Source organism: Aliivibrio sp. A6 (assembly GCF_028765505.1).
Taxonomy (GTDB): domain Bacteria; phylum Pseudomonadota; class Gammaproteobacteria; order Enterobacterales; family Vibrionaceae; genus Aliivibrio; species Aliivibrio finisterrensis_A.
The window spans coordinates 64,598-90,560 of sequence record NZ_JARACR010000013.1 but is presented as its reverse complement, the minus strand read 5'-3'; the positions used below and the strand labels follow the sequence as shown (position 1 = coordinate 90,560).

Genomic DNA, 25,963 nt, shown 5'->3' with positions numbered 1-25,963 from the left:
GAAAATACAGGATGACAACAGTGTGATTATAGGTTAAAAACGACACCGAAATGGTATGGACACCCATATTGTTGTAAGCGTGTAAACTTTACGAGCATAATGAAAAGTGTTATCTTGATCACGTTTTACAGTCGGTATTGAATAAATGATATTCAATATTAACCGTCATCAGTGATGACAAAGATGAGCTAGGCTTTCTATTTGCAAACCTATATTGAAACTTTAATTGCTAGACAACAACGCCTTACTGAACAACGTATAGAGCGTGCACTGGCATTAATGAAACCACTCGGGCAAGAGATATTCCATCAATTGCCATTATTGTTGCATTTCAATCACTCGGAGCTTCCGGGTTTTATTGAAGGTGCACCTAGTGGTATTAAACAGTTTCATGCAAATAAGAAGCAGCGTGAGTGGATGGCTCAACTGACGCTTCGTTATCCTTTATCTACCTCTAATCAGGGCTGTATCCTTGGTTTGTATTCTATGGGTAGTACCTCTTCTATTGGCCAAACCATTGGCAGTGACCTTGATATATGGGTCTGTATTCCAGAAGATCTTCCCGCAGAGAAAAAAGTATTATTGCAGCAAAAATGTAATGCTCTAACAGAGTGGGCAGAGCAGTTTTACATTGAAGCAAACTTTTTCTTAATGGAACAAAGCCGCTTTCGTGAAGCTTATTCAGAAGAGATGACGGGCGATAACTGTGGTTCTTCTCAGCACTTATTATTGCTAGATGAATTCTATCGAACGGCAGTATGTCTCGGTGGACAGCAACTATTATGGCAAATTATTCCACCAGAAATGGAAGAAAGCTATGATGAATATGTTGAGCAATTATGTTCCCAAGGTATCATCAAAAGAGATCAGTGGATTGATTTTGGCCGCTTAAACCATATTCCTGCAGAAGAGTATTTTGGCTCTAGCTTATGGCAACTCTATAAAAGTATCGATTCACCGTTTAAGTCGGTGTTAAAAGCGATCTTATTAGAAGCCTATTCTTGGGAATACCCACACACTCAATTATTAAGCATTGATAGTAAACGTCGATTCTTTGCCGATGAGCCTGATCTCTACGGTATGGATGCGTATTATCTGATGCTAGAAAAAGTGACGCGTTATCTTGAGCGAACCAATGATCCGGCTCGTTTAGAATTAGTACGCCGTAGTTTCTACCTTAAAACCCATGAGAAACTGTCTCGTCGTCAAGGGCAAGGCTCTGTTGAATGGCGTCGTAAAGCGCTAACAGAATTGACGACTCAGTGGGGATGGTCTCAAGCAACGATTGTTGAGCTTGATTCTCGTCGTACATGGAAGGTAGAACAAGTTAAAAAATCGCATAACGACTTACTCGAAGCGTTAATGCAAAGTTATCGTAACTTGATCCGTTTTGCGCGTAATAATGATATAACGTCGTCGATTAGCCCTGAAGATATTAGTATTCTTGCTCGTAAGCTGTATGCGGCATTTGAAGAGTTGCCAGGCAAGGTGACCTTGCTGAACCCACAAATTACCCCAGACTTGCATGAAGCAGATTTGAGCTTCGTTGAAGTGCAAGATGGCGGTATTAATAAAGCGGGTTGGTATGTTTATAAAAAACCATTAATAGCAAAAGAATTAATGGGAGCGAAGCACCTAGAACATAACCGATATTTGAGTAAGTTAGTGGCATGGGCATTTTTTAATGGCTTACTAACCGAATCAACGCGTTTAGATGCGGTTGTTCGTCAGGCTGATTTGAACATTGATAAGTTCTATCAAATGGTCAGTGATTTAAGAAATACCTTTTCTGTTCATATGCCACAGCCAACCAAAGAAGAGTTGGGTAGTCCATGTGAAGTTCGCCAGCTTTCTATTTTTATTAATTTAGAAAATGACCCAACAGAAACATTGAAGATGAAGCCTGAACGTATGAATCAGACGGATGCGGATATTTTCAGTTGTGGTAGTGAGCAGAATAATCTGATCGGCAGTGTCGACTTGGTGTACCGTAATTCATGGCATGAAGTTAGAACGCTTAACTTTAGTGGTGAGACCGCCATTCTAGATGCGCTTAAAACCGTACTATGTAAAATGCACCAAGACGCAACACGTCCTGAATCGGTGGATGTTTTCTGCTACAGCAAACAGATGCGCGGTATTATTCGCAATAATATTTATCAATTGCTGGCTGAGTGTATCGAACTTCGTCTAAAACCCATTGAAAACAACGAAAAACGTCGTCGTTTTAAAGGCATAAAGATTGGCTCGACCATGTATGGCTTGTTCTTTGAGCGTCGTGGTGTATCTATTCAGAAATTAGAAGATTCGGTACAATTCTACTCGAGTATTTCAACCAATAAAGCGATTGGTTCAACGACTATTCCTCTTGGCGATAGCAGTGGTATTGTTATTCCAGAAGCAGTGGATTCGTTTGCAAGTGAAGGCTTAATTCAGTTTTTCTTTGATGATAGTGAAGATGAAGGCTTTAATATCTATGTCTTAGATGAAGAGAATAAGGTTGAGATTTACCATCAATGTTATGGCAGTAAAGATGACATGGTAAACAGCATTAACCATTATTACACCTCAAGCCGTAATAATGTCGATTTAGCGAATCCAGATAAAGTGAACTTCAATTTACCTCAGTTTTATGAAGTGGTCTCTAATGGTGAGCAAGAGACCTCTATTTTACCTTACCGTAGTGGACAGCAACAATGTAAGGCAAAACAGGCCTAAGCTTTCTTATAAACTAAAGCGAAGGCACATAAGCTAAGTCGAAGTCAGTCTTAGCTTTGCTCAATTAAAGGCAAATCCCCCCTCGGCGTTTGGGTCTCACTTCATTTCAGTATATACTTCACTCACATGTATAAATAACCAGTGTGATGTGATGGACGTTTCTTTTCTTCTTGATGGTCTTAATGACAAACAACGCGAAGCCGTAGCCGCTCCGTTAGAAAACATGCTTGTGCTTGCGGGTGCCGGTAGTGGTAAAACTCGAGTACTTGTGCATCGTATCGCATGGTTAATGCAAATCGAACAAGCGTCTCCTTTCTCAATCATGTCAGTAACCTTTACCAATAAAGCCGCCGCTGAAATGCGTGGTCGTATTGAAGAGTTAATGCATGGCAGTGCTGGCGGTATGTGGAATGGTACTTTCCACGGTATTTGTCACCGTATTCTTCGCGCTCATTATCTTGATGCAAAATTGCCTGAAGGCTTTCAAATTATCGATTCGGACGATCAACAACGTTTATTAAAACGCTTGATCAAAGCCCAGAATCTAGATGATAAGAACTGGCCAGCTCGCCAAGCGGCATGGTTCATTAATGGCAAAAAAGATGAAGGTTTGCGTCCGCATCAAATTAACACTTTTAATGATCCTATCGCTCAGACTTGGCTAAAAGTATATACCGCTTATCAAGAAGCATGTGATCGTGCTGGTTTAGTCGACTTTGCTGAAATTCTTCTTCGTGCTCATGAACTACTGCGTGATCACAAGCATATTCGTGAGCATTACCAAGCGCGCTTTAAGCATATTTTGGTCGACGAATTCCAAGATACCAACAACATTCAATATGCGTGGTTACGCATGATGGCTGGCTCAGATTGTAATGTGATGATCGTGGGTGATGATGACCAATCGATTTATGGTTGGCGTGGTGCGCAGATTGAAAACATTCAAAAATTCTTAGATGAATTTGTTGGTGCAAAAACCATTCGCCTAGAGCAAAACTACCGTTCAACTGCCAATATCCTAAATGCTGCCAATGAATTGATCAGTAACAACACTGAACGCATGGGCAAGAAATTATGGACTGAAGGGGTTGAAGGGGACTTAATCTCTATCTATTCGGCGTATAACGAATTAGACGAAGCGCGTTTTGCAGTAGGTAAAATTAAAGAGTGGCGTGATAACGGTGGCGCATTGGAAGACTCTGCTTTCCTATACCGTAATAACGCCCAGTCTCGTGTTCTTGAAGAAGCGTTAATTCAAGCAGGCTTACCGTACCGAATTTACGGAGGTATGCGATTCTTCGAACGACAAGAGATTAAAGATGCTTTGTCTTACTTGCGTTTAATGAATAACCGTAATGACGATGCTGCGTTTGAGCGTGTCGTAAATACGCCAACGCGTGGTTTAGGTGATAAGACATTAGAGACGGTTCGTTTTGCTGCTCGTGAGCGTGGTGCAACCATGTGGCAAGCGAGTATCGCTTTAATTGAAGAGCAAGTATTACCGGGTCGTGCTGCTGGTGCATTAAGTCGTTTTATCGAGCTAATTAATGCACTAGAAGACGATACTCGTGACTGTCGTCTGCATGAACAAACTGACCAAGTGATTAAAAGCTCGGGTCTGTTTGCTATGTATGAGCAAGAGAAAGGCGAAAAATCAAAAGCACGTATTGAGAACTTGGAAGAGTTGGTAACCGCAACTCGTCAGTTTGATAAGCCAGAAGAAGCAGAAGAGATGACTGATCTCACTGCTTTCTTAACTCATGCAGCATTAGAAGCGGGTGAAGGTCAGGCGGATGAGTTTGAAGATGCCGTACAACTGATGACACTGCACAGTGCTAAAGGGTTAGAGTTCCCATTGGTGTTTATGGTCGGTGTTGAAGAAGGCATGTTCCCAAGCCAAATGTCAGCAGAGGAAGCGGGGCGTTTAGAAGAAGAGCGTCGCCTTTGTTATGTTGGTATGACACGTGCAATGGAGAAGCTTTATATTACGTATGCAGAAATGCGTCGTTTGTATGGCCAAGATAAATACCATAAACCATCACGCTTTATTAAAGAGATCCCAACGGAATGCGTAGAAGAAGTACGCATGAAAGCGAAAGTCAGCCGTACCGGCTCATACGGTAGCTATGGCTCGCAGGGCGCGTCTTCAGACAGTCGTTTTGGTCAAAAAGCGGTAAATAATAACTTTAATGAAACGGGTTATGCGTTAGGTCAGCGAGTGAAGCATCCTAAATTTGGCGAAGGAACCATTATTAACTTTGAAGGTGCAGGTCCACAAGGTCGTGTTCAAGTTGCTTTTAATGGCGAAGGGATTAAGTGGTTAGTCACTCAATACGCTAAATTAGAATCGCTGTAATTTAAGTGATTTAAAAATAAAAAAAGAGAGCGAATTTGCTCTCTTTTTTATTAACGTAATATCAAAACTAATGGCTGATCTTCTTCTTTTTCTTTCTGAACAAGATAGCATCGGTAGTAAATACAATCAGAGCAGCCCAAATAAAGACAAAGGTAATTGCCTTATCTGCACTGAACTCCTCTCCGTAAAGTCCTACCGCAAGAATAAACATTAAACTTGGTCCTATGTATTGGAAAAAACCTAACGTTGATAGTTTTAATCGTGTAGCAGCACCGGTAAAACAAAGTAGAGGTACCGTGGTAATAATGCCCGCAGCAACGAGTAATAAGTTTAGGGTAATTGGGTTTGCTGCAAAGTTTGAGGTTGGGGAGTCTGCAATAAATAATAAATAAACAGCAGCAATAGGTAGCATGACTAAGGTTTCAATAAATAAGCCTGATTGTGCATCCATCGCTACTTTTTTACGTAATAAGCCATAAAAACCAAAACTACAAGCTAGTGCTAATGCAACGATAGGGATAGAGCCAAAAGTGACTAGCTGAATAATCACACCAATGACGGCAAAAGTAACTGCAAGCCACTGTAGTTTGCGTAATCGCTCACCCAAGAAAACCATTCCTAGCATGACGTTAAAAATGGGGTTGATAAAATACCCAAGGCTGGCATTCAACATATGATTGGTGGTAACAGCCCAAATAAAGATGAGCCAGTTAGTCCCTATTAATAATCCTGTAGTTGCCAGATAAGCCATTTTTTTCTTATCTTTTAACGTATTAGAAACGGTTTTCCAACCTTTAGATAGAAACAGTAATCCTGCCAGAAAAAAGAAAGACCAAATCACACGGTGGCTTAAAATCTCAAAAGGCGAAACTTCACTGATGGTTTTAAAATAAATAGGTGCAATGCCCCATATGGTGTAAGCACCAAGAGCAAAAAAAACACCCTGGCGAGTGCGCTGTTGTTCGAGTTCTGTGGCTGGCATAAGCAAACTCTTAATGAAGTATTGTAATAATAAGATGTTTTTATGATCACACCTTGTAGGCGTTATTATGCGACGAAGTATAGAGTGGAGTGTCGAATGTGCCTAGTATTTTCCTATTGCTCTTTTCCTCACCAATAACCATAGGTAGAATAAGCCTCCCATAGTATTGATGAGTTTTTTATGTCCAGCATTATCGCAGAGCAGTTAATGGAACAGGTATCGCCAAGTTATACCGTTTTAAAAGACGTGTTTGGCTACCAAGAATTCCGTGTTGGACAAGAAGAAGTCATTAATGTCGTTCTTGATGGTAAAGACAGCCTCGTTATTATGCCAACAGGTGGTGGTAAATCTCTGTGTTATCAAATTCCCGCGTTGGTTTTTGAAGGGCTAACCTTGGTTATTTCTCCTTTAATCTCATTAATGAAAGACCAAGTTGATCAGCTTAAAGCCAATGGGGTAAGAGCGGAGTGTTTAAACTCAACCATTGATCGCGAAGAACAAATAGCGATTTGGAATCGTGTGAATTCGGGTCAGGTGAAAATGTTGTATGTTTCTCCTGAGCGCGTGATGATGCGTGATTTTATGGATCGTTTAGAGTCCTTAAACCTATGTATGATCGCTGTTGATGAAGCGCACTGTATTTCACAATGGGGGCATGATTTCCGTCCAGAATACGCCTCTCTTGGCCAAATCAAACAACGCTTTCCTGCTGTTCCTATTATGGCCTTAACCGCGACAGCTGATGATGCTACGCGTAAAGACATTTTAAATCGTCTCTCTTTACCGAATCCTCATGAATATTTGGGCAGTTTTGACCGCCCAAATATCCGATATACGGTATTAGAAAAACACAAGCCAGTAAGCCAAATTGTTCGTTATCTTGCCACACAGAAAAACCAGTGTGGTGTGATCTATTGTGGCAGTCGTAAAAAAGTAGAAATGCTGACGGAAAAGCTCTGCAACAATCATATTCGAGCGGCGGCTTATCATGCTGGTTTGGATTTGGATGAGCGCAACTACGTACAAGAAGCGTTTCAGCGAGACGATATTCAGATAGTAGTCGCTACGGTTGCTTTTGGTATGGGGATCAATAAATCGAACGTCCGTTTTGTCGCACACTTTGATATTCCTAAGAACATTGAATCTTACTACCAAGAGACAGGACGAGCAGGGCGTGATGGTTTGCCAGCAGAAGCGGTAATGTTATACGATCCTGCGGATATTGTATGGCTAAGAAAACTGGTAGAAGAGAAGCCTGAAGGTCCTCAAAAATTGGTAGAAAGCCATAAACTGAATGCCATGACCGCTTTTGCTGAAGCCCAAACTTGCCGTCGCCAAGTACTATTAAACTACTTTGGAGAATACAGCGCTAAGCCTTGCGGTAACTGTGATGTATGTTTAGATCCACCAAAACAATTTGATGGTACAGAAGCGGCACAAAAAGCATTATCTTGTGTATATCGAGTAAACCAAGGTTTTGGTGTTGGCTATGTGGTGGAAGTACTCCGAGGGCTAAAGATCGCCCGTATTCGTGAACATGGCCATGATAAGTTATCGACTTATGGTATTGGTAAAGAACACAGCCATGAGTATTGGGTGAGTATTATTCGCCAGCTGATCCATAAAGGATTATTAGCGCAGAATATTACGCGAAACTCGACCTTACAATTAACAGAAGAAGCTCGTCCTATCTTAAAAGGACAAGAAGCCTTAGAGCTTGCTGTTCCGCGTTTAGATATTGCGGCGAAAACAGCAAAATCAGAGAAACTCAATAACCGTAATTACGATAAGCAGCTGTTTGCTAAGTTACGTAAATTGCGTAAATCGATTGCTGATCGTGATGATCTGCCCCCTTATGTTGTTTTCAGTGACGCGACCTTAATGGACATGGCTGATATTACGCCGACATCCTATGGTGAAATGCTTGCCGTAAATGGCGTAGGTCAGAAGAAGTTAGAGAAATACGCCGATCCATTCTTGGATCTGATTGAAATGCACATTACCGGACAAGGATAAATCATGAGCTTATTTTCTGTGATTGAGTTTGATAAAGACGCCGGGCGGATCATTTTTTCTATTCCAGAGTTTGATTTTGATTCGTTTGAAATGATAGGTAAGCAGCTAGTGAGTGCCATGGATGCTACAATTACAGAGCAGCAAATGGATGCAGATTTACATTCTTGGTTAATCGACTTTGAAGGCGCACAATTTATGCTGCGTGCTGAGCATTACTCTAATTCTGTTTGGCTAGAAGCCTTAGCTCGTACCGAGAATCAAGAGGAGTTAGCGTTTATCGCAGGTTTGTTTTAAGCGCCTCTTGTGATCAAAAACGGTTAATGTATAATCACCGCCCTGAAAATTGGCTAGAGTTATTACGTAAATAAACGGTAATTTTAGCTTTGTGTTTAATTTGGGTTCCCTCGCCCCCAATGACAAAAAGGTACTTATATGAGTACATTTACGCCCGCGCAACAGCGCAACGCTTTATCCTTCCTTGTAGTGTTCCACCTTGTAATTATTGCATCAAGTAACTATTTGGTTCAGTTACCCTTTACTATTTTTGGGTTTCATACCACTTGGGGTGCATTTACCTTTCCTTTCATTTTCTTAGCGACAGATTTAACGGTTCGTATTTTTGGTGCCAAAATGGCAAGAAGCATTATCTTCTTTGTTATGTTGCCAGCATTAGCGGTATCGTATTTCTTATCTGTTGTCTTTTTTGAAGGCCAGTATCAAGGTTTTTCCCAGCTTGGCGAGTTTAATTTATTCGTTGCGCGTATTGCGATAGCAAGCTTTATGGCTTACCTACTTGGGCAAATTTTAGATGTGCACGTATTTAATCGTCTACGTCAGCTAAAACAGTGGTGGGTCGCTCCGACGTGCTCGACATTGTTTGGTAACGCATTAGATACGCTTGCTTTCTTTAGCATTGCTTTCTATCAAAGCCCAGATGCCTTCATGGCGGAGCATTGGACAGAGATCGCATTGGTTGATTATGGCTTTAAATTGGTGATCAGTTTAGGTCTATTTGTACCAATGTATGGCATGTTATTGAATTATTTAACTCGTAAGTTAACTTCTGAAGGGCATCAATTAGCAACGCAGCCTTCGCAGGTTTCATAGTTGCTTGTGCTTTAAGAAGACGGTCAGCATTTTGCTGACCTTTTTTATATCTAATCTTTTGAAAATAAAAGAATTAATAATCTTGTTGAGATCTTTTCTCATTTAACTATTGCAATTCAAATGAGAATGGTTATTATTAACTTGTCTTCAGGGAGCTACGCACTATGGTTTACCCCGTATTGCTCCAAGAAGGCACGACATTGCTCACATTGCTTCCAGTGTAAATCAGCTCCATGAGTAGTGGTGACGTTTCTAAGTTAACGGTTATCATTATTCTCTTTTGCTGAGCGGCGCTTCTTTTCGAAGACGCCGCTTTTTTTTGTTTATTTTTTGACATGTTATCCAGATTTTTAATGAATGTTTATGATTATGAATTGAGTGTTTTTCCGCAAAAAAAGAGTTGATTTAATATTATTGTCCACAAAGCATGATCAATTAAGGATCTCTTTTAGGATCGTCGTATGCGATCTAAGTTTTTGATTTTTTAGTTTTAAATTTGCTTATTTTGAATTGATAAAATAGTTATTAATTAAGCAAAAAATAATTACAAACAGACTTATCCACAGAAAGGATGCTTGTGTGAATTAAGGTTTTTTCTTAAAAGATGGAGAAAAGCACGAGCTATTTGCAGAAGATAGCGAAGCAATTATCGTGGAAACTAGCATCTTGAAGTTACTTGGGTATAAAATGAAACTTACAGTTCATCAAATCTCTGGATAATACCGACCATGGCAAACATTCCTGATAACCCATTTATTTTAGTGGATGGATCTTCATACCTTTTCCGCGCTTATCATGCGGCACCTAACTTTACTAATGGCGATGGCCAACCAACAGGGGCGGTGTATGGTGTTATCAATATGCTGCGTAGTCTGTTAAAGCAATTTGAAACCGATCGTATTGCGGTTATTTTCGATGCAAAAGGAAAAACCTTCCGTAACGATATGTACCCAGAGTACAAAGCAAATCGTCCGCCAATGCCGGATGATCTGCGTTGCCAAATTGAACCACTGCATAAACTAATTAAAGCAATGGGTTTACCTTTAATTTCAATTCCGGGCGTAGAAGCGGATGATGTTATTGGTACATTGGCATCTCAAGCGTCAAAAGCGGGTATCCCGGTACTGATTAGTACGGGTGATAAAGACATGGCACAGTTAGTTGATGAAAACGTCACGCTAATTAATACCATGACCAATGTTGTTATGGGGCCTGAAGGCGTTGTTGAGAAGTTTGGCATTGGCCCTGAGCTTATTATTGATTACCTAGCACTGATGGGCGATAAGGTCGACAACATTCCGGGTGTTCCTGGCGTGGGTGATAAAACTGCGACAGCATTATTACAAGGCATTGGTGGTTTAGATGCGCTTTACGCTAATCTTGATGATATTGCACCCCTTGGTTTCCGTGGTTCAAAAACCATGGCGAAGAAGCTGATTGATAATAAAGAAGGGGCTTACCTTTCTTATGAATTAGCAACCATTAAACTTGATGTTGAATTAGATCAACGTCCAGAAGAATTAGTGAAACAAGAACCAAATGTGGATGAACTGATCCAAATGTTTGGTCAAATGAATTTTAAACGTTGGTTAACAGAAGTGTTAGACGGCGGTGACGGTAAGATCGTTTCACATGAAACATCGGCAAACCGCGCTACCAAAAATACAGCAACAGAAAGTACTGATCCTGAAGATGTGATTATTGCCGTTCAGGTTGATCGTTCAAAATACGAAACGATTTTAACCAAAGACGCATTTAACGTGTGGCTAGAGAAACTTACTAATGCGGATGTTGCTGCATTTGATACTGAAACCGATAGCCTAGATTACATGGTGGCTAATTTAATCGGTTTATCTTTTGCTGTTGAAGAAGGCGAAGCTGCCTATGTACCTGTTGCTCACGATTATCTTGATGCACCAGAGCAACTTGATCGCGATTGGGTTCTAGAGCAACTAAAGCCGTATTTAGAAGACGACAGCAAAGCAAAAGTAGGTCAAAACTTAAAATACGATGCAAGTGTATTAGCGCGTTACGATATCGAAATGAAAGGCATTAAATTCGATACAATGCTTGAGTCTTATGTGTATAACAGCGTTGCTGGTAAACACAATATGGATAGCCTAGCGCTGCGTTACCTTCAACATAACACGATTTCATTTGAAGAAATTGCGGGTAAAGGTAAAAAACAATTAACCTTTAACCAAATCGCGTTAGATGAAGCGGCCCCTTATGCTGCTGAAGATGCAGATATCACATTACGCCTACACCATGTATTAAACGCTAAGCTAGAAGCTGATGAGAAACTAAAATCAGTATTTACTGATATTGAATTACCTCTTGTTTCAGTGCTTTCTCGTATGGAAAGAAAGGGCGTATATATTGATGATATGCTGCTGTCTGCACAGTCGCTTGAAATTGGTCAACGCCTTGATGAGCTAGAAAAAGCTGCGTATGAAGTGGCAGGTCAAGAGTTCAATATGAACTCACCAAAACAGCTTCAAGCGATTCTATTTGAAAAAATGGAACTGCCAGTCATTAAGAAAACCCCATCAGGTGCGGCATCAACTAACGAAGAAGTACTGCAAGAGCTAGCACTAGATTATGAATTGCCTAAGCTGATCTTAGAGTATCGTGGCTTAGCTAAATTGAAATCCACTTACACTGATAAGTTACCTAAGATGATTAACCCATCTACGGGGCGTGTACATACCTCTTATCATCAAGCAGTAACGGCGACAGGTCGTTTATCATCGACCGATCCAAACTTACAGAATATTCCAATTCGTAATGAAGAAGGTCGTCGTATTCGCCAAGCGTTTGTGGCTCCTCATGGTTGGAAAATCTTAGCTGTCGATTACTCTCAAATTGAGCTACGTATCATGGCGCACTTATCTCAAGATAAAGCGTTATTAGAAGCTTTCTCAGCAGGTAAAGATATTCACTCAGCAACAGCGGCAGAAGTGAAGGGCGTATCTATTGAAGAAGTGACCTCTGAAGATCGTCGTCGTGCAAAAGCGATCAACTTCGGGTTAATTTATGGCATGAGTGCCTTTGGTCTTGCGAAGCAAATTGGTATTTCTCGTGGTGAAGCGCAAGATTACATGAATGTGTATTTTGAGCGTTATCCTGGCGTTATGCAGTACATGGAAGAGACTCGTTTACTAGCAACAGAACAAGGCTATGTTGAGACGCTATATGGACGTCGTCTGCATTTACCTGAAATTAATGCTCGAAATGGCATGCGTCGTAAAGCGGCAGAACGTGCGGCTATTAACGCACCAATGCAAGGTACAGCGGCTGATATTATCAAAAAAGCTATGATCCTAGTGGATAACTGGATTGAAGCGGAAGGTAATGGTCGAGTTAACTTGTTAATGCAAGTACACGATGAATTGGTATTTGAAGTGCAAGAAGATGCACTCGATGAAATCACCAATAAGGTGAAGGCATTGATGGAATCTGCCGTTGAACTCGATGTTCCATTAGTCGCAGAAGCTGATGCGGGCAACAATTGGGATGAAGCACACTAATTGTGATGTACTATGCATCATTTGATGTAACTGATTAAGTTGTAATTTAGTTACATTGAAAATAAAAACTATGAGCCAGCGCACGCGTTGGCTTTTTTTTATCTAAAATAAAGTGAAGTTTGTCAGGTATTTGTTGTGTTTTTTGATACGAAACTGAAAAAAAATTACAAATAAAGGTTTTCAAAACTGCTCGTTTGTTGTACATTTATCTGCGTAGGGTACAGAGGTAAAGATGTTCTATCTTTCAGACCTTTTGTTTCACGTTATTGAATTTGGCTAAATTCAGCCGCCTCAGTCAACCTTTTTGACTGGGGCGTTTTTTCTTTCTGGGCCTTATAAAACTCATTCCCCTCTCTTTTTCTGTGTTTTTCTCTATATCTTCTTATCTTTCATTCTATGTAATTTTACTACAAGTTATTTTATTGATAATTAATTTACATAAATATCTTAAGTTATTGTTTTTAAATTGTTTAATTGTGTATTGAATGGTTTTTAAGGTGAATTTTTTGCTTTGAAGGGGATTCGTTATTTTAATTGGCAGTATTGGCTTTGTGGCGGTTTGTTTACAGCGAGGGTTTGTAGCATGATGCGCAGCAGAAAAATAATAACACCTCTTTATCTCTCCCATTTCCCCACCTGTTACGGTGGGGTTATTTTTTGTCACAGGCTGAAGCTGAATCAATCTATACGGATAGTGTTTATATAGATTGATATTAGATGTGATTACTCTGCATCTAATTCTTCAATGAATTCGTCATCGATTTCAAAAGCCGGTGCAAACCATGTGTCTAATTTAGCGCGAAGAATATCCACACCAATGCCTTTTAATGAAGAGAAGGCATCAACCACTACTTCCCCACCAAAATCGACAGCAGCTTCACGTACTTTTAGCACTTGAGCTTTACGCGCGCCACTTTTCAGCTTGTCAGCTTTGGTTAACAAGATTTGTACTGGAATATTTTGGTCAACAGCCCAAAACACAAGTTGCTGGTCAATGTCTTTTAGTGGGTGACGAATATCCATTAATACCACTAAGCCTTTTAAGCACTGGCGCTTCTGTAGGTATTCACCTAAAGATTTCTGCCACTTCTTTTTCATCTCAATCGGTACTTGAGCAAAGCCGTATCCTGGTAAATCCACGATATGGCAGTTTTCATCCACTTTGAATAAGTTAATTAGTTGCGTACGACCAGGAGTCTTAGAAGTTTTCGCTAAGCCTCTTTGGTTTGTTAAGCGGTTTAATGCGCTTGATTTACCCGCATTCGAACGGCCAGCGAAGGCAACTTCAATACCTTCATCCTCAGGTAGATGGCGAATATCTGGTGCACTCGTAATAAAGTGCGTATTTTGGTAGTGAATAGTTTTGCTCACTGTTAACTCCGTCTCGAAGGAAACCAAGCTGTAGATAATGATCCAAGTAGGATTATTGTAGTCAGCTGATTACTTTTTTGTGAAAATGTGTAAAATAACCGCATCAAGGTTGTCACAATATTTTTTATAGTGTCAAACTTGGCATAAACGGTAAAGGTCGCTCATTGTACCATGCTGTAGCCAATTTAGAGCGGTACTGGAAGCTTAATATCCAACACAATGTAAATAAATCCTATTAAAAAGGATAACTCATTGTGGGGGAACGATAATAATAAATGGAATGTCATGAAAAAATTAGCGCTGATATTAACTCTCCTAGCTAGTTGCTCAACATGGGCTCAAGGAGATATCGAGGCTGGAAAGCAAAAATCGGTAACGTGCACAGCTTGTCATGGACAAGATGGTAACAGTGCGTTAACACAATACCCAAACCTAGCTGGTCAACATGCAGGTTATCTTGAGAAGCAGCTTCATGACCTAAAATTAGGTATGGAAACGCAAGGTAAACAAGGTCGTATGGACCCTGTAATGAGTGCAATGGCAATGCCACTAAGTGAGCAAGATATTAAAGATATTTCTGCTTACTATGCGTCATTACCTATGGCTGATAATACGACGCCAGAAAATGTAATCCCTGAAGGTAAAGCATTATACCTAGCCGGTGATATGGAACGCGGTATTACGGCTTGTATCGCTTGTCATGGTCCTCGTGGTAATGGTACTTCATTATCTGGTTTTCCTAAGATTTCAGGTCAACATGCAGATTACGTGAAAGCGCAGTTAGAGAAATTTCGTTCAAGTGATCGTAATAACGACATGAACGGCATGATGCGTGATATTGCAAAAAAACTGACAGATGAAGACATTGCTACCTTGTCTCAATATGTTGGCGGATTACATTAATTCGTAATGTAATTGCTGTTGCTTAACGACACAATTTGAAGAAGCAGCTCTCGTAGCTGCTTTTTTTTATCAAAAAGACGTTAAAACGATTATCTTTGCACCAGTATCAGGTATACTTCCCGCCCTAGAATTTTCAGGTAGTGGAGTGAGCGTATATGCAATCTTGCCCTTTGTGTCAGCATTCACACGCTGATGACTTCCATCAAGATAAGCGTCGACGTTATTACCGTTGTCAGCAATGTCACCTTGTTTATGTGGATAAGGCGGATCATTTAGACTCTGATACAGAGAAAGCTCACTATGATCTCCATGAAAATAATCTTGAGGATGAAGGGTATCGAACCTTCCTATCACGATTTGCAGAGCCGTTGTTGCAGCGTGTTGGTGAGACACCTCAACAAGGACTAGACTTTGGATGTGGCCCTGGACCATTGCTTGCTCATATGATGAGAGAAGCGGGTCACCATGTCGAACTCTATGATATTTATTACGCCCCAGATAAGCACGTGCTTACTAAGCAGTATGACTTCGTCAGTTGTACAGAAGCGATAGAGCATTTTTATCAACCTCAAAACGAATTGGAATTGTTATTGAGTTTGGTGAAACCTGGTGGTTGGTTAGGTATCATGACGAAACTAGCCAGGGACGAAAGCGCGTTTGCCACTTGGCATTACAAGAATGATTTAACCCATGTCAGCTTTTTCAGCAAAGAAACGTTTGAGTTTGTAGCAAAGCGTTACCAACTTGAGCTCGAATTTGTTGGGAATGATGTCATCTTACTGAGGAAAACCCAGTAATGAGCCGTATTAAAAAAGCCCGTAAGCCGGGAATGGCGAGTGAGCCAGTTGTTGTTACACGTAACCGTACCGATCGTGATGTTGATAGTCGTGAAATTAAGCGTAAGAGAAAGCGTAAAGGCCTAAAAGCGGGCGCTCGTAATGCTGAAAGTAACGCAGAGCAAAACCGTCGTTTCGCACAGAAAAAAGATCCACGTATCGGCAGTAAAAAACCAATTCAACTTGTTGTTGAAGCGAAAGTGAAGTCAACGAAACAAGAGCGTCGTTTAACCAACGAACAAGAATTAGCAATGCTAGAAAATGATGCACAGCTAATGGTTCTTCTAGACCGTCTCGATAATGGTGAGAACCTAGGTACTGGTCTTCAGAAATACGTTGATGAGAAATTAGCACGTATCGAACACTTAATGGGTCGTTTAGGCTTATTAGATGATGAAGAAACAGAATCAGAAGAAGAAATTGCTGAATTCCCTGAGTTCGCAGAGCGCAAAGCGAAAAGCGATGATGATCTGTTAGCTGAATTCGATGACTTCAACATGGATGACTTTAAGTAATTATGTCTACAGTAACTCTGTTAGCACTGCTTGGCGGTGCAATTATTCTTGCGTTAGCTGGTTATGCTGGCAGCTTACTGATGAAGTTAAAGAAGCAAAAGGAACTGCAAGAACAACACAGAAAATTGGCGATACAGAAACGTAACGCCAATATTTTTGAGAATGTGGTATTGCTATGCCAAGCAGGAATGCAGGAGCAGTGTGATCACTCAGAATTAGCGATTCGCTTATACTGCATCATGGATTATCTGCAAGAAGATGATCGTATTGATGTAGAGAAAGACTATCCAGCGCTTTCTGAGCTTTATCATGTGGTTAAAGACATGCCGCGTGGTGATGAAAGGCAAGAACTCGCAAAGCAAGATCGAATGAAAGACAATTTGATTCGAACTAAAGCGGAAGCTCGCCTACAAGATGCAATTAAAGAAGAGATTCAACAATTGCATGATCGCATCAAACCACAGAATCAAAAAATTGATATTAAAATGATCTGATCGACACTTCTATTTACCACTGCATTGAAGTCATCGGCTTTATGAAGCAAATGTTTTATGATGCAGGAACAGTGTCAATGCAGATATAAAGAGATGGAAGTAAGTCATGTCAAATCAACAAATAGTATGGGACCAAGAGATCATTGAGAAGTACAACTACTCAGGTCCGCGTTATACCTCTTACCCAACCGCTTTAGAGTTTCACGAAGCTTATACTCCTGCTGAATTCGATATGGCGTGTACTCAGTATCCTGAGCGCCCACTGTCTCTTTATATTCATATCCCATTCTGCCACAAGCTATGCTACTTCTGTGGCTGTAATAAGGTGATCACGCGTCATCATCATAAAGCAGATATCTATTTAGATTCACTAGAGCTTGAGATCCGCCAACGTGCAGCGCTATTTACTGAACGTAAAGTGACACAACTGCATTTTGGTGGTGGTACTCCAACCTTCCTAACTAAAATTCAATTTACTCGCTTAATGACGTTATTACGTGGTGAATTCAATTTTGAAGAAGGCGCAGAGATCAGCATTGAAGTTGACCCGCGTGAAATTGAATTGGATATGCTTGATCACCTACGTGATGAAGGCTTCAACCGTCTAAGCATTGGTGTACAAGATTTCAATAAAGAAGTTCAGCAACTGGTTAATCGCGATCAAGATGAAGATTTTATTATTTCTATGGTACAACGAGCAAAAGACTTAGGCTTCCGCTCAACAAACCTAGATTTAATTTACGGTTTACCAAAGCAATCTGCAGAATCTTTAGCATTAACGATCAAACGTGTACTAGAAATGGAACCGGGTCGTTTGTCTGTATTTAACTATGCACACATGCCAACGTTGTTTGCTGCTCAACGCAAAATTAAAGACGCCGATTTACCAGCACCCGCTGAGAAGTTAGTCATGCTGCAAGAAACCATCGAAAACTTAACGGGCGCAGGCTACCAGTTTATTGGTATGGATCACTTTGCTTTACCTGATGATGAACTAGCAGTTGCACAGCGTGAAGGTATTCTTCACCGTAACTTCCAAGGTTACACTACTCAAGGTGAGTGTGACTTATTGGGCATGGGCGTATCAGCCATCTCAATGATTGGTGACAGCTACGCACAGAACAAAAAAGACTTAAAAGAATACTACGCTCAAGTTGATGAAAAACGTCATGCTCTGTGGCGTGGTGTAGCACTTGACCAAGATGATTTAATTCGTCGTGAAGTGATTAAACAACTTATCTGTAATTTCACATTAGATACTAAAGCGATTGAAGCTGAATTTAATTTAGACTTTGATAAGTACTTTGCCGAAGACATTAAACTTCTACAAACGTTTATTAACGATGAGTTAGTAACAATGCATGAAGGCCGTATTGATGTTGAACTGCGTGGTCGTTTATTGATCCGTAATATCTGTATGTGTTTTGATAAGTACTTACGAGACCGTGCGCGTCAGCAGCAGTTTTCTAGAGTTATCTAAAAAGCGCGGTGATCTTTTTGAACATTTGAAACCGTAGGTGTTAATGCACCTGCGGTTTTTTTTAAGAGCAAGGTTTCAGGGCGCTTCGCTTGCAGGTTTCAGGATTTGTTCTTTTTTGTTTTTGTGCTGTGATTACAGCGAGCACCTCTGAATCCTTTAAGGGAGCTTGCGACCGATCTGAACCCTGCTCTTAAGGCTTCACATTCCTACTGATCGGGTTCTGCAACGAGATCAGCGTCTCCGTCGATTGAACCTCCTCAATCGCTTGCAGCTTATCAATCAATACAAACTGCAGTTCATGAATATTTTTACACATCAACTTAACGAAAATATTGTAAGCACCCGTAGTGTAATACGCCTCAACCACTTCCTCTAACGCATCTAACTTAGCAAGGGCTGAATGGTAATCACGAGCGGCGTATAAATTAATACCAATAAAGCAACACACGTCATAGCCCAAGGTTTTTGGATTCACGATAACCTCGGTACCTTCAATAATCTTGGCTGACTTCATTTTTTCAATACGAACATGAATAGTCGCAGGGCTGACATTAAAGCGCTTTGCTAATTCAGCATAAGGGGTGCGGGCATCATTCATCAGCGCTTGTAAAATATCGCGGTCGAGATCATCAATTTTGTTGGTTTGATTCATGAAGCGTCCTTAGCTGATGGGAATTTATATCGTCCAGCCTTTAAATTACCTCAAGATCCCCAGGACAGCGAGCACTTTATCTAGTCGTTTTTATCAATATCCATTACCATAGGCGCTTGCTGTTCCTAATTGATTAAGCTTGTTGGAGTACCCTGTGCAAATAGCGTTATTGTGTGAAGACCCAAATCGTCAACCTGAGTTAGAGGCCATTGCCACTCGCTGGGGATTAACGCATGACCAAGATAATGTCTTTGCTTTGGTGCTAACGACTGAGAAGCTAGAACTGCGTAAGCGTGATGAACCCAAATTAGGCGCAATCTTTGTTGATTTGGTTTCAGGCGCCGTTGCTCATCGTCGTAAATTCGGTGGTGGTAAAGGCCAATCTATTGCTAAAGCGGTTGGTTTAAACAAAGGGGCAACACCAGTTGTGCTTGATGGTACGGCAGGGTTAGGGCGAGATGCGTTTGTATTAGCATCGTTAGGCTGTAAAGTTCAAATGGTAGAACGTCATCCAGTGGTTGCCGCTTTACTTGATGATGGCTTAGCGCGTGCAAAACAAGATCTAGAAATTGGTGGATGGGTATCAGATCGTATGTCACTGCTTCACGCTTCAAGTCATGATGCGTTAGCGCAATTGATGGCACAAGATGATTTTGAGCAGCCTGATGTGGTTTATCTTGACCCTATGTATCCGCATCCAGAAAATAAAAAGAAAAGTGCGCTAGTTAAAAAAGAAATGCGTGTTTTCCAATCTTTAGTCGGTGCAGACAATGATGCCGATGCATTATTAGCACCGGCATTAATCATGGCAAAGAAACGAGTTGTGGTAAAACGTCCAGATTATGCAGAGTGGCTTGATAACCAAAAACCATCAATGGCAATTGAGACCAAAAAGAACCGTTTTGATGTCTACGTTAATGCGGCCATGTAATTTAGCCACAACGTGTTTACTCGTAAATAACTAAGCTTTATTCGTCTTTAAATGGCACCACAAGAACATCAATTGGGCAGGTGTTGATCACTTGTCTGGTTGATGACAGTAACTTACTCCAGAAATCTTGATGGTGACCACAAACCACGAGATCGACATCAAGATTTTCAATCGCCTCACACAGCTCATTACTCAAATCACCACTGCTTACTAATGTTTTATGGATTGGGTACTCTGCAAACGCCACTAAATGCTTCATGGCTTCTTTTGAGGCTTCCATTGCCTGATGTTGTGTTTCTGCAAGATTGATATCAATTAAGCCTGTGTAAAGCTCAGCATAGCTTACATCGATATGAATAAAAGAAACTTTAGCATCTAGAGCTTTTGCTAGCCCAGCAGCTTTAGTAACCAAAGATTTACTCTCTTCTGTTAAATCGACAGCAACAAGAATATGTTGGTAACTCATGATGTTTCTCCTATTAATCCAATATGAAATCTGTTCATAAATATAGATTAGCACCAGATCTGTTCTTTTTTTGTCGTCTAGATCTCGTTCTGATTGATGATTATTGAATAAGTTATTGGCTAGCGAGATATGATAGAATTGTTATCATTTTTGAAGAATACTGCTCATAAAGGAACGTGAATATGTTAGCTAAAACGATGGTTGATCATCTAAATGCACAAATTAACCTAGAATTTTTCTCATCTAATCTATACTTACAGATGAGTGCTTGGTGTGAAGATAAAGGTTTTGATGGTGCGGCGGAGTTTTTCCGAGCTCATGCTGCCGAAGAAATGGAACATATGCAGCGTTTATTTACTTATGTAAGTGAGACGGGCGCAATGCCAATTTTGGGCGCGATTGAGGCTCCACAATCAGAGTTTTCTGGTCTAGGTGATGTATTTCGTACTACGCTTGAACATGAGCAAATGATCACGCAAGAGATCAATAAATTGGCGCATGTGGCATTCACTTCACAAGATTACTCAACGTTTAATTTCCTTCAGTGGTATGTGGCTGAACAGCACGAAGAAGAGAAATTATTTAAAGGTATTTTAGATAAAATTGATTTAGTAGGTGAAGACGGTAAGGCATTATTCTTTATCGATAAAGATTTAGCAGTATTAGCGAAATCTGGTTCTACATCTATTATGGATAGCACTGCTGGATAAATATCAATCTTTGCAATGTAGTTGTCTACAGGTAATGTAAGTACACCAAGGGTCGTTATTTATCAGGCACACAGACAAGCATGTCGAGGTGATTATGATAAGTGGCGACCTTATATTATTAGCGTTATTCTCAGTAACGGGCATCAACATTATCCGTTATTTAAGTACATTAAAAACCCTTCTTTTTGTGATGAAAGAAGCGCATCCTCTGCTTTATCAACAAGTGGATGGTCGCGGATTTTTTACAACCCACGGTAACATTGGTAAGCAAACCAAACTCTTTCAATATTTATGGCAAGAAGAATACCTTGACCATTACGACACTCTTTTTGTTTTTAAATGTGAAAAAGCTCGTTATCTATTTATGCTCTCTAGCGCGTTATTGCTTGTGAGTGTGGCGGTGTTTTTCTTCGTAATTAGTTTGGGCATCTAGCGCTGATAATAGTACACTCCCTGCCAATTGAATTTGGGGTAGAGTGACATGAAAAAAGTAGATGTAGTGGTTATCGGTGCCGGTGCTGCCGGACTAATGTGTGCAGCAGAAGCGGGTAAGCGAGGCCGTAGCGTGTTAGTGGTTGATCATGCTAAAAAGCCAGGACGAAAAATCCTGATTTCTGGTGGTGGTCGCTGTAATTTCACTAACTATGATGTCACGGCTAATAACTATGTGTGCAAGAACCCTCACTTTGTTAAGTCCGCATTATCTCAATATACCAATTGGGATTTTATCTCAATGATATCTAAATATGGTGTTGAGTTTGAAGAGCGTGATCATGGACAACTATTTTGTGTTGATTCAGCCAAAGAGATTGTCGATATGCTGCTTAAAGAGTGTGAATTGGCCGGTGTTAATTACCGTTATCGTTGCGCTATCTCTGATGTTACTAAACAAGACTCTGGTTTCTCTCTTAAATTAGATTCTGACATTATTGAATGTGAATCCTTAGTTGTTGCAACGGGGGGGCTTTCAATGCCAAAACTTGGCGCTACACCATTTGGCTACCAATTAGCCGAGCAATTTGGTCTCTCTATGGTTCAAACTACTGCGGGTCTTGTGCCGTTTACGCTACATAAGGAAGATAAAGAAGCGTTTTCTGAGTTATCTGGTATTGCAATACCTGTGGTGGTTGAGTCAGAAAGTGGCGATAACTTCAAAGAGAATTTATTGTTCACACATCGCGGTTTGTCGGGTCCCTCTATTCTACAAATTTCATCATATTGGAACGCAGGTCAAAAAGTAATGATAGATCTATTACCTAATGACGACTTGTCTGAAGAATTAGATAAGATGCGTGAAGCTCATCCAAATCAAAGTGTTAAGAACTCACTTGCGAAGTTTTTACCTAAGAGAGTGGTAGAGACCTTATTAAATAATACTATTTTTAATGATCGTTCTCTAAAACAAGTCAATCATAAAGAGCAAGAGCAGTTATGCTCTCTGATCCATCAATGGAAGGTGTTACCTAACGGCACGGAAGGATACCGTACTGCTGAGGTCACATTAGGTGGAGTTAATACGGATGAGCTATCTTCTAAAACAATGGAGTCAAAAAAAGTCTCTGGTTTATATTTTGTTGGTGAAGTAATGGATGTCAGCGGTTGGCTAGGCGGCTATAACTTTCAATGGGCATGGTCAAGTGGCTATGTGGCAGGAATAAATGCGTAATATTCGCTGATTCGTTATTTGCTTAATGGCCAACTCAATTAGCTAGAGTTGGCTATGTTGTTATTCCAAACTTTGTCATGGGAAGATATATTTTTAGCGAAAGCTATACTTTGTTTAATAAAAATCATAAGGCTTAATGAATAATGAAAACCCTCTCGATCAGTGTGCAAAGTGTTGTTCAACTTCAAGAAGAGTGTGATTTATTATCCATAAAATCGGGTGTTTCTTGTTTAATTCAACTTTTTTCATCTCAAAGTAAAGAAGACGTTGAAGCCTATTATGATGTATTAAATAAGCACTTTCCAAATGCTGAGATTATCGGTCTTAGCGTTATTCACGCAAGTATTAATTCGGCTATTTATTCACTGTCCACAGTGATTTCAATCTCTACATTTGAGTCGAGCCAAATTACTTCTGCCAATGTTTTCCATTGTGTTGATGAGAAAACAGTCGGTCATCAATTGCTAAGAAAACTGTCGATGAACCAAGCAACTAAGAGTGTGATCGCTTTTGGGTGTTATGGCTCGGCAAGTAACTATCCTTTATTTGAGGCCTTCTCAGAATCTCCCTATGGCGTACCCGTTTCGGGTGGTGTTGCTGCCGATGCTGGGCATGAGATTTGGGTATTTTTAAATGGACAGTTTTACAAAGACTGCATTGTTGCTGTTGCATTGCATGGCGAGAACTTGAAAACATGGTATGAAGCTTTTGTAGAATGGAATCCAATTGGCAAGCGTTTTCGAATTACGTCATCAGAAGGTCGAGTTGTAAAAACCATCGACCATATACCGGCGTATGAGTTTTATTGCAAATATCTAGCAGATAATAAAAATTTACCTTTGAGCCAAATTCAAGCATTTCCCCTCATGCTTGAAGAAGACACTGCACGAATTATCAACCCGGTAGAGTCGATAACAGAAGAAGGGTATTTACAGTTTACGTTAGAAGTCCCGCTAGGAGATGAAGTACGATTCTCTTATTACCATCCTTCATTGACTCAAGAACAAGTGAATCAAGGGGCGTTGATGCTTGCTAAAAAGTGCCCTGAGTCTATTTTTATTTATAACTGTGAATCTCGTATCGAAAGCAGTTCTGAGTCAACGGAATTACAAAGTTTTTCTGATATAGGTCCATGCCAAGGGATGTATGGTATGGGGGAGTTTTTCCGTTCAGCGAATCAACAAATTCTTCATCATAGCTTAACCTATCTAGCATTGAGTGAATCATCTGATTCTATTGTTATTGATGCCTCCATTTCACACTTACCACGCACACATAATTTAACGCCGCTGTTCTCACTGATTAAAAATTCAATTCAAGACTTGGATACTATGACGTCTGAAATGGAAAAAAAGATCAGCGAGCAGTCGATGCGGCTTATTCAAACGTATCGTATTGATAGAAGAACGGGTCTACTTAATCGTACTGTATTAAAAGAGCGTTTATCCCATATCGCGTGCACCGATCATTTACTCTCTTTTAAGTTAACCAATTTAAGTCAGGTCAATGAGAAATATGGCTATCAAGTGGGTGATAAATTACTGCAAGACATTAGTCTTTATATCAATACGCACTTAGGTAAAAAAATAGAGGCTAATATCGAGCTGTACAGCATTGGTATTGCTGAGTGGGGAGTTATTTTCCACAGCGATAAAAACAGTGAGTTTTTACGAAAATGCATTACTGACTTTATTGAAGACTTAGAGCATGAAAACTTTGAACCATATGGACTCAGTGATGTGGATTATCTGAGTGTCGCTATCTCTGGCGGTATTATTAGTCGCCGTGATTTTGCTCATGTTGCCGTGGAAGATTTAATATTAAAAACGGTAGAAGCTCGTCGAATCGCGATGCGCCGTAATCGCCATTTGTGCAATGCCCGTGATCTTCTTAATGAGGAGCGTTCACGCCAAAGTCAGCTTGATTGGTTAACTTGTGTGAATAGAGCGGTCTCGCAACAAGGGGTGTTAGTGTATGGTCAGCCTATTTTTGAATCACATACACGCCAACTTGCCTCTACAGAATGTCTAATGCGGATCCGTGAGGATGACCAAATATTTGCTCCTGGGCAGTTTTTACCCGCTGTTGAGGGGACTCATTTATATACTCGATTAAGTCGTGAAATGATCTCTCGCTCGTTTGAGATTATGCAAAATAATGATCTGAAGTTTTCAATTAACCTATCACCACAAGATTTAATGAGTGATAGAACTCTCGACTTGTTAGAAACATCAATTCTACGTTTAGATAATCCTTTTAGAGTGGGGTTTGAAGTGCTTGAAACTGAGCAAATTCAAGATTATGACCGCATGATAGAAGTGTGTAATTATTTTAGACGTTTAGGGGCTCGTATCATCATTGATGATTTTGGTTCTGGATATTCAAACATCGATGAAATCATGAAACTAGAGCCCCAAGTGATTAAGTTAGATGGGTCTATTATTAAAAATGTACACCAAGATAAACGTCAGCGTTTGATCTCTCAACAAATGGTACAACTGTGCCATGCCCTTGATGCCAAAGTCGTGGCTGAATTTGTTCATAACCAAGAGGTGTGTACCATTGTTGAAGACATGGGTGTTGATTACTTACAAGGCTACTTTTTAGGTGCACCTAAAGCATTAGAGTTGTAACTGTGACCGCTGCGCTCGGCCTGAAACACCGTTAAAAATTGATCGTAATACTTAAAAAGAGCTTGAGCATTCTCAGGCTCTTTTACCATTTCTAATACCTCTATTCCCGCCTCACAAGTACAGAGATTTCCTTGGCTTTGATTACGACGTAAATGGTAACGAGAGATCTCAGATGGACTTAGTTCTAGACAAGGAAGCGCCTTTAACCAAGGGCTTTTATTTACCATTTTTTTGGCTTCTTGCCATGTTGCATCTAACAGAATAAAGAGCTGTTTTTTGCTTGGATCTCTACTCGTTAAATATTCAGAACTTAAAGTTGGAGCATCACTAGGAAACAGCAACCACGTTTCTATATCCTCTTGATGTATTTTATTGATGAGCGCTTCTGGCTGAACTTTTCTTTGCCATAAATAGCTTTTAGCTTTAGGTAGGCCATTTAGTAATAGCCTGCCAGTATTGGTGAGTTTATCTAACTCGTTTTCATGGTAAAGCAAAGCAAATTCAACCTGGGATTCTAAGTTTGGTTGATGATCGCAAATGCAATTATGAATGAAACCACAAACAGAACATGGGAGATAAGGTGTTGTTGTCATTAAT

The 25,963-nt window shown here is 40.3% G+C and carries 22 protein-coding genes; 17 read left to right on the top strand and 5 right to left on the bottom strand.

Going from position 1 to position 25,963, the window contains the following annotated elements; all coding sequences use genetic code 11:
- The first annotated feature begins 201 nt into the window (after positions 1 to 201).
- Positions 202 to 2,718 carry a class I adenylate cyclase gene (locus PVK70_RS09730; RefSeq protein ID WP_130048017.1) on the top strand — a complete coding sequence of 839 codons (2,517 nt, stop codon included), beginning with the start codon at positions 202 to 204 and terminating at the stop codon, positions 2,716 to 2,718.
- A gap of 151 nt (positions 2,719 to 2,869) precedes the next feature.
- Positions 2,870 to 5,074 carry a DNA helicase II gene (gene uvrD / locus PVK70_RS09725; protein WP_130048016.1) on the top strand — a complete coding sequence of 735 codons (2,205 nt, stop codon included), beginning with the start codon at positions 2,870 to 2,872 and terminating at the stop codon, positions 5,072 to 5,074.
- Between the two features lie 67 nt (positions 5,075 to 5,141).
- On the opposite strand, the gene rarD is transcribed toward uvrD, so the two are convergent.
- The gene (rarD, locus tag PVK70_RS09720; protein WP_130048015.1) at positions 5,142 to 6,056 is read right to left on the bottom strand and encodes an EamA family transporter RarD; all 915 of its coding nucleotides are present in this window, start codon (positions 6,054 to 6,056) and stop codon (positions 5,142 to 5,144) included.
- A gap of 180 nt (positions 6,057 to 6,236) precedes the next feature.
- Between rarD and recQ the strand changes: the two genes are divergently transcribed.
- From recQ to PVK70_RS19105, 5 genes are all read left to right on the top strand, one after another.
- Positions 6,237 to 8,072, top strand: coding sequence for an ATP-dependent DNA helicase RecQ (recQ, locus tag PVK70_RS09715; protein WP_130048014.1), 1,836 nt, complete (start codon positions 6,237 to 6,239; stop codon positions 8,070 to 8,072).
- A gap of 3 nt (positions 8,073 to 8,075) precedes the next feature.
- Complete coding sequence (locus tag PVK70_RS09710; RefSeq protein WP_130046384.1) at positions 8,076 to 8,366, top strand: DUF3630 family protein; 291 nt, start codon at positions 8,076 to 8,078, stop codon at positions 8,364 to 8,366.
- Between the two features lie 138 nt (positions 8,367 to 8,504).
- Positions 8,505 to 9,179 (top strand): 7-cyano-7-deazaguanine/7-aminomethyl-7-deazaguanine transporter, encoded by a 675-nt coding sequence (locus PVK70_RS09705; RefSeq protein WP_130046385.1) that lies wholly within the window; start codon positions 8,505 to 8,507, stop codon positions 9,177 to 9,179.
- 728 nt (positions 9,180 to 9,907) lie between these two features.
- Positions 9,908 to 12,709, top strand: a complete 2,802-nt coding sequence (gene polA, locus PVK70_RS09700; RefSeq protein WP_130048013.1) for a DNA polymerase I — start codon at positions 9,908 to 9,910, stop codon at positions 12,707 to 12,709.
- Between the two features lie 232 nt (positions 12,710 to 12,941).
- Positions 12,942 to 12,989 (top strand): hypothetical protein, encoded by a 48-nt coding sequence (locus tag PVK70_RS19105; RefSeq protein ID WP_439903470.1) that lies wholly within the window; start codon positions 12,942 to 12,944, stop codon positions 12,987 to 12,989.
- Positions 12,990 to 13,432: 443 nt separating this feature from the next.
- Here the strand turns inward: PVK70_RS19105 and yihA are convergent, their stop codons facing one another.
- Positions 13,433 to 14,080: a ribosome biogenesis GTP-binding protein YihA/YsxC gene (yihA, locus tag PVK70_RS09695; RefSeq protein WP_130045179.1), complete on the bottom strand. Its 648-nt coding sequence runs from the start codon at positions 14,078 to 14,080 to the stop codon at positions 13,433 to 13,435.
- A 285-nt stretch (positions 14,081 to 14,365) separates the two neighbouring features.
- Between yihA and PVK70_RS09690 the strand changes: the two genes are divergently transcribed.
- The 5 genes from PVK70_RS09690 (at position 14,366) to hemN (ending at position 18,308) form a co-directional block, all read left to right on the top strand.
- Positions 14,366 to 14,983 (top strand): c-type cytochrome, encoded by a 618-nt coding sequence (locus PVK70_RS09690; protein ID WP_130048012.1) that lies wholly within the window; start codon positions 14,366 to 14,368, stop codon positions 14,981 to 14,983.
- Between the two features lie 155 nt (positions 14,984 to 15,138).
- Positions 15,139 to 15,780, top strand: a complete 642-nt coding sequence (locus tag PVK70_RS09685; RefSeq protein WP_130048011.1) for a class I SAM-dependent methyltransferase — start codon at positions 15,139 to 15,141, stop codon at positions 15,778 to 15,780.
- A complete protein-coding gene (yihI, locus tag PVK70_RS09680) occupies positions 15,780 to 16,334 on the top strand; it encodes a Der GTPase-activating protein YihI (RefSeq protein ID WP_130048010.1) in 555 nt (184 codons plus the stop codon). The genes PVK70_RS09685 and yihI overlap by 1 nt, the downstream gene beginning before the upstream one ends.
- A gap of 2 nt (positions 16,335 to 16,336) precedes the next feature.
- Entirely contained in the window at positions 16,337 to 16,828 is a 492-nt protein-coding gene (locus PVK70_RS09675) for a DUF2489 domain-containing protein (RefSeq protein ID WP_130048009.1), read from the top strand.
- Positions 16,829 to 16,934: 106 nt separating this feature from the next.
- The gene (hemN, locus tag PVK70_RS09670) at positions 16,935 to 18,308 is read left to right on the top strand and encodes an oxygen-independent coproporphyrinogen III oxidase (RefSeq protein WP_130045174.1); all 1,374 of its coding nucleotides are present in this window, start codon (positions 16,935 to 16,937) and stop codon (positions 18,306 to 18,308) included.
- A 190-nt stretch (positions 18,309 to 18,498) separates the two neighbouring features.
- On the opposite strand, the gene asnC is transcribed toward hemN, so the two are convergent.
- A complete protein-coding gene (asnC, locus tag PVK70_RS09665) occupies positions 18,499 to 18,960 on the bottom strand; it encodes a transcriptional regulator AsnC (protein WP_130048008.1) in 462 nt (153 codons plus the stop codon).
- A gap of 154 nt (positions 18,961 to 19,114) precedes the next feature.
- Here asnC and PVK70_RS09660 point away from each other — a divergent pair, with 154 nt between their 5' ends.
- A complete protein-coding gene (locus PVK70_RS09660; RefSeq protein ID WP_130048007.1) occupies positions 19,115 to 19,891 on the top strand; it encodes a class I SAM-dependent methyltransferase in 777 nt (258 codons plus the stop codon).
- A 37-nt stretch (positions 19,892 to 19,928) separates the two neighbouring features.
- On the opposite strand, the gene PVK70_RS09655 is transcribed toward PVK70_RS09660, so the two are convergent.
- Positions 19,929 to 20,357, bottom strand: a complete 429-nt coding sequence (locus PVK70_RS09655; RefSeq protein WP_130048006.1) for a universal stress protein — start codon at positions 20,355 to 20,357, stop codon at positions 19,929 to 19,931.
- Positions 20,358 to 20,539: 182 nt separating this feature from the next.
- Between PVK70_RS09655 and ftnA the strand changes: the two genes are divergently transcribed.
- From ftnA to PVK70_RS09635, 4 genes are all read left to right on the top strand, one after another.
- Complete coding sequence (gene ftnA, locus PVK70_RS09650) at positions 20,540 to 21,067, top strand: non-heme ferritin (protein ID WP_130045168.1); 528 nt, start codon at positions 20,540 to 20,542, stop codon at positions 21,065 to 21,067.
- 94 nt (positions 21,068 to 21,161) lie between these two features.
- Entirely contained in the window at positions 21,162 to 21,500 is a 339-nt protein-coding gene (uspB, locus tag PVK70_RS09645) for a universal stress protein UspB (RefSeq protein WP_130045166.1), read from the top strand.
- 48 nt (positions 21,501 to 21,548) lie between these two features.
- Positions 21,549 to 22,733 carry an NAD(P)/FAD-dependent oxidoreductase gene (locus PVK70_RS09640; protein WP_130048005.1) on the top strand — a complete coding sequence of 395 codons (1,185 nt, stop codon included), beginning with the start codon at positions 21,549 to 21,551 and terminating at the stop codon, positions 22,731 to 22,733.
- Between the two features lie 143 nt (positions 22,734 to 22,876).
- Positions 22,877 to 25,366: a bifunctional diguanylate cyclase/phosphodiesterase gene (locus tag PVK70_RS09635; RefSeq protein WP_130048004.1), complete on the top strand. Its 2,490-nt coding sequence runs from the start codon at positions 22,877 to 22,879 to the stop codon at positions 25,364 to 25,366.
- On the opposite strand, the gene PVK70_RS09630 is transcribed toward PVK70_RS09635, so the two are convergent.
- Positions 25,330 to 25,959, bottom strand: a complete 630-nt coding sequence (locus PVK70_RS09630; protein WP_130048003.1) for a tRNA-uridine aminocarboxypropyltransferase — start codon at positions 25,957 to 25,959, stop codon at positions 25,330 to 25,332. The two genes, PVK70_RS09635 and PVK70_RS09630, sit on opposite strands and share 37 nt — an antisense overlap.
- Positions 25,960 to 25,963: the final 4 nt, after the last annotated feature.

Excerpts from the sequence above, each read along its gene's own strand:
- PVK70_RS09710 (WP_130046384.1), top strand. The coding sequence starts at position 8,076 with ATGAGCTTATTTTCTGTGATTGAGTTTGATAAAGACGCCGGGCGGATC.
- PVK70_RS09635 (WP_130048004.1), top strand. The coding sequence starts at position 22,877 with ATGAAAACCCTCTCGATCAGTGTGCAAAGTGTTGTTCAACTTCAAGAA.
- rarD (WP_130048015.1), bottom strand. The coding sequence starts at position 6,056 with ATGCCAGCCACAGAACTCGAACAACAGCGCACTCGCCAGGGTGTTTTT.
- PVK70_RS09675 (WP_130048009.1), top strand. The coding sequence starts at position 16,337 with ATGTCTACAGTAACTCTGTTAGCACTGCTTGGCGGTGCAATTATTCTT.
- yihI (WP_130048010.1), top strand. The coding sequence starts at position 15,780 with ATGAGCCGTATTAAAAAAGCCCGTAAGCCGGGAATGGCGAGTGAGCCA.
- PVK70_RS09655 (WP_130048006.1), bottom strand. The coding sequence starts at position 20,357 with ATGAGTTACCAACATATTCTTGTTGCTGTCGATTTAACAGAAGAGAGT.
- PVK70_RS09690 (WP_130048012.1), top strand. The coding sequence starts at position 14,366 with ATGAAAAAATTAGCGCTGATATTAACTCTCCTAGCTAGTTGCTCAACA.
- PVK70_RS09705 (WP_130046385.1), top strand. The coding sequence starts at position 8,505 with ATGAGTACATTTACGCCCGCGCAACAGCGCAACGCTTTATCCTTCCTT.
- ftnA (WP_130045168.1), top strand. The coding sequence starts at position 20,540 with ATGTTAGCTAAAACGATGGTTGATCATCTAAATGCACAAATTAACCTA.
- PVK70_RS09685 (WP_130048011.1), top strand. The coding sequence starts at position 15,139 with ATGCAATCTTGCCCTTTGTGTCAGCATTCACACGCTGATGACTTCCAT.
- PVK70_RS09630 (WP_130048003.1), bottom strand. The coding sequence starts at position 25,959 with ATGACAACAACACCTTATCTCCCATGTTCTGTTTGTGGTTTCATTCAT.
- hemN (WP_130045174.1), top strand. The coding sequence starts at position 16,935 with ATGTCAAATCAACAAATAGTATGGGACCAAGAGATCATTGAGAAGTAC.
- PVK70_RS09640 (WP_130048005.1), top strand. The coding sequence starts at position 21,549 with ATGAAAAAAGTAGATGTAGTGGTTATCGGTGCCGGTGCTGCCGGACTA.
- asnC (WP_130048008.1), bottom strand. The coding sequence starts at position 18,960 with ATGAATCAAACCAACAAAATTGATGATCTCGACCGCGATATTTTACAA.
- uspB (WP_130045166.1), top strand. The coding sequence starts at position 21,162 with ATGATAAGTGGCGACCTTATATTATTAGCGTTATTCTCAGTAACGGGC.
- polA (WP_130048013.1), top strand. The coding sequence starts at position 9,908 with ATGGCAAACATTCCTGATAACCCATTTATTTTAGTGGATGGATCTTCA.
- uvrD (WP_130048016.1), top strand. The coding sequence starts at position 2,870 with ATGGACGTTTCTTTTCTTCTTGATGGTCTTAATGACAAACAACGCGAA.
- recQ (WP_130048014.1), top strand. The coding sequence starts at position 6,237 with ATGTCCAGCATTATCGCAGAGCAGTTAATGGAACAGGTATCGCCAAGT.